We start from the raw sequence: 10775 nt of genomic DNA on the forward strand, positions 1-10775 counted from the left end.
GGACGGCGGGTCCCTGACCGTGTCCACCGACGCGGGCTCGCTCACGCTCCCGGCGGTCGTCACCGACATGCCGGACCACGTGGTGTGGCTGCCGACGAACGCGGTCGGCGCCGGTGTCCGCGACGCCCTGCACGCCGACGCGGGCCACCTGGTGCGCCTCGCGCCGGGTGCTCGTGACCTGGAGGCCAGCGCATGAGGATCCTCGGCGAGGCCGTGGCACCCGTCACCGCCGACTTCAGCAACGACACGTGGTGGATCTGGCTGATCAAGGCCGTCGCCATCGTCGTGTTCCTGCTGACCAGCGTGCTCATCGCCATCTGGTTCGAGCGCAAGGTCGTCGCCCGCATGCAGGTGCGGCCCGGGCCCAACGTGCACGGCCCGTTCGGGTTGCTGCAGTCGCTCGCGGACGCCATGAAGCTCCTGGTCAAGGAGGACATGACGGTCAAGGCCGCGGACAAGCTGGTCTACATCGTCGCGCCCATGATCGCGGTGTTCTGCTCGCTGCTCACGTTCGCGGTCATCCCGTTCGGTCCCAACGTGAGCATGTTCGGCATCGACACCCCGATCCAGCTCACCGACTTCCCGGTGGCCGTCCTCTACATCCTCGCCTGCGCCTCCGTCGGCGTGTACGGGATCGTGCTCGGTGGCTGGTCGTCCGGGTCCACGTACCCGCTGCTCGGTGCGGTCCGCTCGACCGCGCAGGTCATCAGCTACGAGCTCGCGATGGGCCTGTCGCTGGTCAGCGTGTTCATCCTGGCCGGCTCGATGTCGACGTCGCAGATCGTCACGTCGCAGACCGCCGTGTGGTGGTTCCTGCCGTTGCTTCCGGCGTTCATCATCTACGTCATCTCGATGGTCGGCGAGACCAACCGCCTGCCGTTCGACCTCCCGGAGGCCGAGGGCGAGCTGGTGTCCGGGTACATGACCGAGTACTCGTCGATGAAGTTCGCGTGGTTCTTCCTGGCCGAGTACATCAACATGCTCAACGTCTCGGCGGTCGCCACCACGCTGTTCCTCGGCGGCTGGCGTGCCCCGTGGCCGATCTCGGCGATCAACGACGGCATGTTCAACACGGGCTGGTGGCCCGTGCTCTGGTTCCTGGCCAAGCTCTGGCTGCTCATGTTCGTGTTCGTCTGGATCCGCGGCTCCGTCCTGCGGTTCCGGTACGACCAGTTCATGAAGATCGGCTGGAAGTTGCTCATCCCCGCTGCCCTGACGTGGGTGGTCTGCGTGGGTGTCGTCCAGGGCGTGCGGCAGTTCTCCGGCCTCGACCTGCGCAYGATCCTGTTCGTGCTCGCCGGGATCGTGCTGCTGGGCCTGCTCATCTCGTTCCTCGTCCCGGAGAAGAAGCAGCCACCCGCACCGAAGCGGCCCCCCGGTCCGCAGGTGTACGACCCCTTCGCCGGCGGGTACCCCGTGCCCCCGCTGCCGGGGCAGGTCCTGCCGCCCTCGCCGCGCAAGCAGCGGGCGGCCGCGGCCGCTGCGGCTGACGACGAGAACTCGACGACCCCCCAGGTCACCCAGGAGGTGCACGGTGGCTGACCAGCGCAAGCCCGTCCGCAAGCCGGCCCCGGCCCAGCCCGCGAAGGGCAAGGCCGTCGCGCCGAAGCCGCGCGCCGGCGAGGTCGCGGCCCCGCAGGAGGGGTACCAGTCCCTCATCGAGCCGCGCGGTCCGCTCTCGGACCTGTTCGCCCCGGTCGGCGGGTTCGGCGTCACGCTCTCGAACATGTTCCGGCCGACGGTGACCGACCAGTACCCGTCGGAGAAGGCACCGACCAAGCCGCGGTACCACGGTCGTCACCAGCTCAACCGCTACGCCGACGGGCTGGAGAAGTGCATCGGGTGCGAGCTGTGCGCCTGGGCATGCCCCGCGGACGCGATCTACGTCGAGGGCGCGGACAACACCCCCGACAACCAGCGCTCGCCGGGGGAGCGGTACGGCAGCGTCTACCAGATCAACTACCTGCGCTGCATCTTCTGCGGCCTGTGCATCGAGGCGTGCCCGACGCGCGCGCTGACCATGACCAACGAGTACGAGCTGGCCGGTCCCACGCGTGCCGGGATGATCTGGGAGAAGCAGGACCTGCTGGCCCCGCTGCGCAGCGGGATGCTCCAGGCGCCGCACCCCATGGTCGAGGGCACCACGGACACGGACTACTACCGCGGGGCCGTCACGGCCTCGACGCCGGCGCAGGCCGCGTGGGTCTCCGAGCACCGTCCCGACGACCCGACGTTGCCCGGCGGCGCGGGGCTGGACGCGGCGAACGTGCCCGGTGAGACGGCCGCCGTCATGGCCGCGACCGTGGCCGCCGCGACGAAGCAGGGGAAGCGATGAGAGGCCTGGCCACGACCCTGCTCGAGACGGGGGAGACGACGACCGCCGAGGCGGTGCTGTTCTGGACGCTCGGACCGATCATGGTCCTCGCCGCCCTGAGCCTGCTGTTCGCCAAGAAGGCGGTGCACGCCGCGCTCTCCGTGGTCGTCGTGATGATCTCGCTGGCGTTCCTCTACGTCGCGCAGGACGCCGTGTTCCTCGGGGTCGTGCAGGTGGTCGTCTACACCGGCGCCGTGATGATGCTCTTCCTGTTCGTGCTCATGCTCGTCGGCGTCGACAGCTCGGACTCGCTGGTGGAGACCATCCGCGGTCAGCGCTGGATCGGCCTGCTGGCGGGCGCCGGACTCGGTGTGGTGCTCGTCGGCGTCGTCGGCCGCGCGACCTACGGCAAGCCGTTCGGGCTGAGCGGCGAGGCGAGCTCGCAGAACCCCACCGGCGTCGCGCACATCATCTTCGGCGAGTACGTGTTCGCGTTCGAGGTCGTCGGCGCCCTGCTCGTCACCGCCGCGCTCGGCGCCCTCGTGCTCACGCACCGGCAGCGGCTCACGCCGCGCGTCGGGCAGCGGGAGCGGGCCGACGCGCGCGTCGCCGCCGGTGGGTCGCTGACGCCGCTGCCGGCACCGGGTGTGTACGCCCGCCACAACGCGATGGACGTCCCGGCCCTCGGGCCTGACGGCCAGCCCCTGGAGAACTCGGTGTCCCGCGTGCTGCGCATCCGCGGGCAGGAGGCCGACGCCGAGGAGTTCGCGGCCCGGACCGAGCGGGTGCTCGCGGGAGCCTCCCAGGTGCGCGGCACCCCACCGCCTCTGGCGGCACCCGAGGGAGCGTCGGCGAACGCGCCCGAGCTCGGCGCCGCGGTGAGCGACACGGGCCAGAACGGCCCGTCGACCGGCCCCTCGGGCGTCATCGGACAGGAGGACGGCAAGTGAGCCTCACCCACTACCTGGTCCTGTCCGCGCTGCTCTTCTCGATCGGCGCCACGACGGTCCTGCTGCGCCGGAACGCGATCATCGTGTTCATGGGCGTCGAGCTCATGCTCAACGCCTCGAACCTGGCGCTCGTGACGTTCGCCCGGATCCACGGTGACCTGACGGGGCAGGTGCTCGCGTTCTTCGTGATGGTCGTCGCCGCCGCCGAGGTCGTCGTCGGGCTCGCGATCATCGTGGCCATCTTCCGCACCCGGCGCTCGGCCTCGGTCGACGACATCAACCTGTTGAAGAGCTGAGGGGCGACGTGCACACCCTGACCACTCTGGTGGCGAGCCTGCCGTCCGAGAGCTTCGAGCCCGCGAGCGAGATCGTCCGCAGCGGCGTGCTCCTCGTCGCGCCCCTGCTCGTCGGCCTGCCCCTGCTGAGCGCCGCGGTGCTCCTGCTGTCGGGCCGCCGGTCCGACCGGTGGGGCCACTGGCTCGGCGTGCTGGCGTCGACGGCGTCCTTCGTGGTCGCCGCGATCGTGTTCGTCGCGATGCTGCAGCGGTCGGCCGACGCCCGCGTCATCGACGTGTCGCTGGGTACCTGGATCGACGCGGGGGCCTTCCAGCTCGACGCGGGGATGCGGCTCGACCCGCTGTCGCTCACGTTCGTCCTGCTGGTGACGTTCGTCGGCACGCTGATCCACGTCTACGCCGTGGCGTACATGGAGCACGACGTCGACCGCCGCCGGTTCTTCGCGTACCTCAACCTGTTCGTCGCGGCGATGCTCATCCTCGTGCTGGCCGACAGCTACCTGCTGCTGTTCGTCGGCTGGGAGGGCGTCGGTCTCGCGTCGTACCTGCTCATCGGGTTCTGGAACCACAACTACGACTACGCGGTCGCCGCCAAGAAGGCGTTCGTCGCCAACCGCATCGGCGACCTGGGCCTGATCATCGCCCTCGGGCTCATGTTCGCCACCTTCGGCGCCGTGGACTTCGGGACCGTGCTCAGCGGCGTGGAGGGCAGCGCGAGCCAGGGGACCCTCACCGCCATCGGGCTCATGCTCCTGCTGGCCGCGTGCGGCAAGTCGGCGCAGTTCCCGCTGCAGTCCTGGCTCGGCGACGCGATGGCCGGCCCGACGCCGGTGTCCGCGCTCATCCACGCGGCGACCATGGTCACCGCCGGGGTCTACCTCATCGTCCGGTCGGCACCCCTGTTCGACGCCGCACCGACGGCCCAGCTCGTCGTCGTCATCGTCGGCGCGATCACCCTGCTGTTCGGGGCGATCGTCGGCTGCGCCAAGGACGACATCAAGAAGGCGCTGGCCGCCTCGACGATGTCCCAGATCGGCTACATGATCCTGGCCGCCGGGCTCGGCCCGGTCGGGTACGCGTTCGCGATCTTCCACCTGATCACGCACGGCTTCTTCAAGGCCGGGMTSTTCCTCGGCGCSGGSTCGGTSATGCACGGCATGGACGACCAGGTGGACATGCGCCGCTTCGGCGGGCTCGCCCGGTACATGACCATCACGTGGCTCACGTTCATGGCCGGGTGGCTGGCCATCATCGGCGTGCCACCGTTCTCCGGGTTCTTCAGCAAGGACAAGATCATCGAGGCCGCGTTCGTCCCGGTCGACGGGTCGCCGTGGCGGGCCTGGGTGTTCGGCGGCATCACGCTGCTGGGCGCCGGGATCACCGCGTTCTACATGTCCCGGCTGTTCTTCATGACGTTCGAGGGCGAGCGCCGCTGGTCCACCAAGCGCGACGGCACGGCGCAGCACCCGCACGAGTCCCCGAAGCTCATGACGTGGCCGATGATCGTCCTGGCCATCGGGTCGATCGGCCTCGGGTTCTTCCTGAACCTGGGGGGTCGGTTCGTCGACTGGCTCTCGCCGGTGCTCGGGCACCCGGAGCACGAGGAGCCGGTGCTGCCCATCTGGGTCCTCACCGTCCTCACGCTCGGGCTCGTGATCGTCGGCGTGGTGATCGCCTGGCGGCGGTACGCCGTCTCGCAGGTGCCGGTCATCCCCCCGGTGGGCACGGAGCTCACCCGCGCCGCGCGCGTCGACCTCTACCAGGACTCGGTCAACGACGTCCTGCTGGTCGAGCCGGGGCAGGCGCTCACCCGCTCGCTCGTGTACGCGGACCGCACGGTCATCGACGGCACCGTCACCGGGGTCGGCCTGTCCACCGTCCTGCTGGGCGGGTGGGCGCGGCGCCTGCAGACCGGGTACGTCCGGTCCTACGCCGCGTCGATGCTGCTCGGGCTCGTCGTCCTCGTCGTCGCCGTCCTGGTCATCCAGAACTGAGGAGTGCTCACACCGATGTCGTCCTCCCTCCCCTGGCTGACCGCCCTCATCGTCGTGCCCCTGCTGGGCGCGGTCGCGCTGTGGGTGCTGCCTGCCAGTCGCACCCGGGCCGTCGCGCTCGGCGTGGCGCTGCTCGAGCTCCTGCTCGGTGTCGCTGCGCTCACCGCCTTCGACGTCGCCGACGCCGGCACCGTCCAGCTCACCGAGGTCCACGGCTGGATCCCCGCGTTCGGGGTGTCCTACGCGGTCGGCGTCGACGGTGTGGGCCTGATCCTCGTGCTCATGTCGCTGCTCATCGTGCCGGTCGTGGTGCTTGCCGCGTGGCGCGAGCAGGGTGCGCTCACCGTCGCCACCGACCGGCTGCGCCGCTACCTGGCCCTCGTCCTGCTGCTCGAGGCGTTCATCGTCGCGGTGTTCGCGGCGCGCGACGTGTTCTTCTTCTACGTCCTGTTCGAGGCCATGCTCATCCCGGTCTACTTCATGATCGGGCTCTTCGGCGGTGCCCAGCGCAGGTACGCGGCCGTGAAGTTCCTGCTGTACTCGCTGACCGGCGGGCTGATCATGCTGGTCGCCGTGATCGCCCTGTACCAGCAGGGGCCGGGCGGTCCGCAGGGCTTCCTCACCGAGAACCTCACGGGGATCGCGCTGGACCCGACGGCCGAGAAGCTCATGTTCAGTGCGTTCTTCCTGGCGTTCGCCATCAAGGCGCCCATGTTCCCCGTGCACACGTGGCTGCCCGACGCCGCCGAGAACGCCCCCGCCGGCACCTCGACGCTGCTGGTCGGCGTGCTGGACAAGGTCGGCACGTTCGGGATGCTCACGCTCTGCCTGCCGCTGTTCCCGAACGCGTCCCGCTGGGCTGCGCCGGTGGTCATCGTGCTGGCCGTGGTCTCGATCCTCTACGGGGCGCTGCTCGCGATCGGGCAGAAGGACCTGATGCGCCTGATCGCGTACACGTCGGTCTCGCACTTCGGCTTCATCGTGCTGGGGATCTTCGCGTTCACGTCGACGTCGGTGGCCGGCTCGTCGTTCTACATGGTCAACCACGGACTCTCGACCGCGGCGCTCTTCCTCATCGCCGGCTTCCTGGTGGCTCGCCGGGGGTCGCAGCAGATCGCCGACTTCGGCGGGTTGCAGAAGGTGGTGCCGGTGATCGCGGGGACGTTCCTGGTGGCGGGCCTCTCGGCGCTGTCGCTGCCGGGCCTGTCGACGTTCGTCAGCGAGTTCCTCGTCCTGGTCGGCACGTTCGCCCGGCACCCCGCCGCGGCCATCGTCGCGAGCCTGGGCGTGGTGCTCGCCGCGATCTACGTGCTCTGGACGTACCAGCGCATGTTCACCGGCCCGGTGCGCCCGGAGCTCGCCGGAATGCCCGACGCCGTGACGCGCGAGAAGTGGGTCGTCGCGCCGCTGCTCGGCCTGATGGTGGTGTTCGGCTTCGTGCCCGGACCCGCGCTCGACCTGGTCCGGCCGCCCGCGTCCGTCACGCTCGAGCAGGTGGGCGTGCAGGACGTGCCGACCGCCGCTGCAACTGAAGGGAGCGACCAGTGACCGAGTTCGTCGCACCGGACGTCGACTGGGCCGCCCTGAGCCCCGTCGTCATCGTGCTGATCGCTGCCGTGCTCGGCGTCCTGGTCGAGGCCTTCGTGCCCGCCCGCCTCCGCCGCACGGTGCAGCTGTCCCTGGCGCTCGTGGCCCTCTTCGGCGCGATCATCGCGGTCGCCGCACTGTGGAGCGGCGTCGAGGACACGGGTGGCACCGTCGTGCTCGGCGGATCGCTGCTCGTCGACGGCCCGACCCTCGTCCTGCAGGGCACCATCGCCCTGCTGGCCCTGCTGGCGCTCCTGATCATCGCGGACCGCACCGAGACGGGGGAGGACGCGTTCGCGCCCAACGCCGCCGCGGTCCCGGGCTCGGAGTACGAGGAGCTGGCGCGCCGCAAGGGCGTCCGGCAGACCGAGGTCTACCCGCTCGTGCTCTTCGCCACCGGTGGCATGCTGATCTTCCCGGCCACGGGGGACCTGCTCACGCTCTTCGTCGCCCTCGAGGTGCTCTCGCTCCCGCTGTACCTGCTCACGGGCATGGCCCGCCGGCGTCGCCTGCTCTCGCAGGAGGCGTCCATGAAGTACTTCCTGCTGGGCGCGTTCTCCTCCGCGCTGCTGCTGTTCGGCATCGCGCTCGTCTACGGCTACTCCGGCTCGCTGCGGTACTCCGAGATCGCCGAGGCCACCCAGGTGCCCGGTGGGCTGGACAGCCTGCTGCTCGTCGGGTCCGTGCTGATCCTGTCCGGCCTGCTGTTCAAGGTCGGCGCGGTGCCGTTCCACACCTGGACGCCGGACGTCTACCAGGGTGCGCCCACCCCGATCACGGGCTTCATGGCCGCGTGCACCAAGGTCGCCGCGTTCGGTGCGCTGCTGCGGATCGTCTACACGATGCTCCCCGGCCTGGCGTGGGACCTCGGCGTGGTGCTCTGGACCGTCGCGATCCTCACGATGGTGGTCGGCACGGTGGCCGCGCTGGTGCAGACCGACATGAAGCGCGTCCTGGCGTACTCCTCGATCGCGCACGCCGGCTTCGTCCTCACGGGCATCATCGCGCTGAACAAGGCCGGCATCACCGCGGTGCTCTTCTACCTGCTGGTCTACGGGGCGGCGACCATCGGCGCGTTCGGCATCGTCTGGCTGGTGCGCGAGCGCTCCGGCGAGGGGCCGGGGGCGATCCTCGGCGAGGCCACCCACCTGTCGCAGTGGGCAGGCCTCGGCCGCAGCCACCCGCTGCTCGCCCTCACGTTCGCCCTGTTCCTGCTGTCGTTCGCCGGCATCCCGCTGACGGCCGGCTTTGTGGGGAAGTTCTCGGTGTTCTCCGCGGCGGTCGAGGGCGGCGCGTGGCCGCTGGCCCTCATCGGCGTGCTGGCATCGGCCGCGGCGGTGTTCTTCTACGTGCGGATCATCGTGCTCATGTTCTTCACCGAGCCGGCGGGTGCCGACGAGGTGGCCACCGGCTCGGCCGTGTCGGCGCCCTCCGACTCGGCGATCGGGGGCACCGCGGTGGTCGTCGAGGCCCGTTCCACGGTCACGACGGCGGTCGTGGGGACCGAGGGGTTCGCCGTGGTCGCGATCGCGGTCTGCGCGGTCCTCACGGTCCTGCTCGGCGTGTTCCCGTCCCCGGTGCTCGAGCTCATCGACGGCGTGGCGGCATTCCTGCCCTGAGTGCCCCGCCTGTCGGGCGCGGTCGCTGCGCCGGGATAGGTTCTAGCCGTGACTTCCCTGACGGCCTTCCCGCTGGCCGATCCTGACCTGGCCGACCGGTTGGCCGTGCGCCTCGCGCTGGTCGAGGAGCGCCTGCGGGACGCGGTGACCAACGTGGACCCTCTGGCCGACGACGCGTCGCGCCACCTGGTGAACGCCGGCGGCAAGCGGCTGCGCCCGCTGCTCACCCTGCTGGCGGCCGAGCTGGGCGACGGCTCGCGGCGTGAGGTGGTCGACGCCGCGGTCGTCGTCGAGCTCACCCACCTGGCCACGCTCTACCACGACGACGTCATGGACTCGGCGCCCCTGCGCCGCGGCGCACCGGCGGCGCACGAGGTCTGGGGCAACTCGGTCGCCATCCTCACCGGGGACCTGCTGTTCGCCCGGGCATCGGCCACCGTGGCCGGGCTCGGCCCCGACGCGGTCCGCATCCAGGCCGCCACGTTCGAGCGCCTGTGCCTCGGCCAGCTGCACGAGACCGTCGGCCCGCGGCCCGAGGACGACCGGGTCGCCCACTACCTCCAGGTGCTGGCGGACAAGACCGCGTCGCTCATCGCCACGTCGGCCCGGTTCGGGGCGATGTTCGCGGGCTGCCGACCCGACGTGGTGGCCACCGTCACCGGGTTCGGCGAGAAGATCGGCGTGGCCTTCCAGCTGGCCGACGACGTCATCGACCTCACCTCCGACGGGGACGTCACCGGCAAGACGCCGGGGACGGACCTGCGGGAGCGGGTGCCGACGATGCCGGCGCTGCTCCTGCGCGCCCGCGCTGCGGGCCCGGACGCGACCGAGGAGGACCGGCGGCTGGTCGCCCTCCTCGACGGCGACCTCTCGGACGACGACGACCTCGCGTCGGCCGTCGCGGCGCTGCGCGTGCACCCGGTGGTCGGCGAGACCCGGGACCGCGCGGTCGCGCTGGCGCAGGCCGCGGTCCGCGAGCTCGACCCGCTGCCGGCCGGGTCGGTGAAGGACGCGCTCGTGTCGTTCGCGGACGCGCTGGTGGACCGCGCGTCCTGAGGTCGTCGCGGGGACCCGATCTGGCACCATGGCCGCGCGGCCCCGCTCCCGGGACCGCAGCCGGAGGACCGCCGTGAGCACGACCCCGACCGAGCCGACCGCGCCACTGCCCACGCGCGCGTCCCGGCGTGCGACGAGCGGCGCGGCGTCGTACCCGGTCACGCCGGGATCGGTCGCTCCTGTGGGCACCCGGGTGCTGGCGTACGCCCTCGACGTGCTCGTCGCACTGGCCGCGGTGGGCCTCGGGTACGCGGTCGCCGCGGCCGCGTCGGCGACCCGGGCCGTTCTCCTGCCCGGCCTCCTGGGCCTGGTGGTGGCGGTCGGGCAGTGGGTGGCGGAGGCGCGCACCGGTGCGACGGTCGGCGGCGCCGTGGTGGGCATCCGGACGGTGGCCGTCTCGACGGGTCGACCCGCCGGCATGCTCGCGATCCTCGTCCGGCAGCTGGTCGTCGCGGCCGGTGCCCTCGTGTGCCTGGTGGGCCAGTGGGTCGTGGTGGCGTCGGGCGCCTGGGACGACAGCCCGGCGCAGCGGGGCTGGCACGACAAGGCGGCCGGCACGCTCGTGCTCCGCGCACGGGCCCTGCGACCGCCGGCCGCCGGAGCGGGTACGACGGCGGCGTGGAACACCGCGGTCGCGCGCGCCGTCGGGCAGGGGCCGCGTGAGCCGATCCCGTTCGTGCCGCCGGACGCGGTGGGCCAGGCGCCGCGCGAGCCGATCCCGTTCGTGCCGCCCCCGCCCGGGCCGGACTCTGCCGGTCTGGTGCGGAGCGCGCCGGACGACCGGACCCGAACCGCCCCTGCACCCAGAGAGACCCCGGTCATCACGGGGATGCCCGGCGTCGATGCTGCACAGCCCGCGGTCGAGGCGCCGGCGGCGGCGTCGGTGATCGACGTGCCGGACGCGCCGGCCCTCGACGTCCCCGCGCCGCCGGTCGGAGCACGCGGCCTCCTCCCCGGGC

At 71.6% G+C, this 10775-nt stretch carries 10 protein-coding genes; all 10 read left to right on the forward strand.

Annotated features, from left to right (window positions below; all coding sequences use genetic code 11):
• Window positions 1-196 (forward strand): hypothetical protein (locus AC1DUQ_RS09110; RefSeq protein WP_477073683.1); only part of this gene is annotated, 196 nt, incomplete at its 5' end.
• Window positions 193-1542 carry an NADH-quinone oxidoreductase subunit NuoH gene (nuoH, locus tag AC1DUQ_RS09115; RefSeq protein WP_477073684.1) on the forward strand — a complete coding sequence of 450 codons (1350 nt, stop codon included), beginning with the start codon at window positions 193-195 and terminating at the stop codon, window positions 1540-1542. The genes AC1DUQ_RS09110 and nuoH, both read left to right, overlap by 4 nt.
• Window positions 1535-2335, forward strand: coding sequence for an NADH-quinone oxidoreductase subunit NuoI (nuoI, locus tag AC1DUQ_RS09120; protein WP_477061323.1), 801 nt, complete (start codon window positions 1535-1537; stop codon window positions 2333-2335). The genes nuoH and nuoI overlap by 8 nt, the downstream gene beginning before the upstream one ends.
• Window positions 2332-3264 carry an NADH-quinone oxidoreductase subunit J gene (locus AC1DUQ_RS09125; protein ID WP_477061324.1) on the forward strand — a complete coding sequence of 311 codons (933 nt, stop codon included), beginning with the start codon at window positions 2332-2334 and terminating at the stop codon, window positions 3262-3264. The genes nuoI and AC1DUQ_RS09125 overlap by 4 nt, the downstream gene beginning before the upstream one ends.
• A complete protein-coding gene (gene nuoK / locus AC1DUQ_RS09130) occupies window positions 3261-3560 on the forward strand; it encodes an NADH-quinone oxidoreductase subunit NuoK (RefSeq protein WP_056088780.1) in 300 nt (99 codons plus the stop codon). The genes AC1DUQ_RS09125 and nuoK overlap by 4 nt, the downstream gene beginning before the upstream one ends.
• An 8-nt stretch (window positions 3561-3568) precedes the next feature.
• Window positions 3569-5554, forward strand: a complete 1986-nt coding sequence (nuoL, locus tag AC1DUQ_RS09135) for an NADH-quinone oxidoreductase subunit L (RefSeq protein ID WP_477073685.1) — start codon at window positions 3569-3571, stop codon at window positions 5552-5554.
• A 15-nt stretch (window positions 5555-5569) separates the two neighbouring features.
• Window positions 5570-7102: an NADH-quinone oxidoreductase subunit M gene (locus AC1DUQ_RS09140; RefSeq protein ID WP_477061326.1), complete on the forward strand. Its 1533-nt coding sequence runs from the start codon at window positions 5570-5572 to the stop codon at window positions 7100-7102.
• Entirely contained in the window at window positions 7099-8760 is a 1662-nt protein-coding gene (gene nuoN, locus AC1DUQ_RS09145) for an NADH-quinone oxidoreductase subunit NuoN (protein ID WP_477061327.1), read from the forward strand. Before AC1DUQ_RS09140 ends, nuoN begins: the two co-directional genes overlap by 4 nt.
• Before the next feature lie 48 nt (window positions 8761-8808).
• Entirely contained in the window at window positions 8809-9816 is a 1008-nt protein-coding gene (locus tag AC1DUQ_RS09150) for a polyprenyl synthetase family protein (protein WP_477061328.1), read from the forward strand.
• Window positions 9817-9889: 73 nt separating this feature from the next.
• Window positions 9890-10775 (forward strand): RDD family protein (locus AC1DUQ_RS09155; RefSeq protein WP_477073686.1); only part of this gene is annotated, 886 nt, incomplete at its 3' end.

This window comes from Cellulomonas sp. P4_B5_2, assembly GCF_056402235.1.

What these genes read in the sequence shown, in the direction of transcription:
- AC1DUQ_RS09125 (WP_477061324.1), top strand. Translation starts at nt 2,332, where the DNA reads ATGAGAGGCCTGGCCACGACCCTGCTCGAGACGGGGGAGACGACGACC.
- AC1DUQ_RS09140 (WP_477061326.1), top strand. Translation starts at nt 5,570, where the DNA reads ATGTCGTCCTCCCTCCCCTGGCTGACCGCCCTCATCGTCGTGCCCCTG.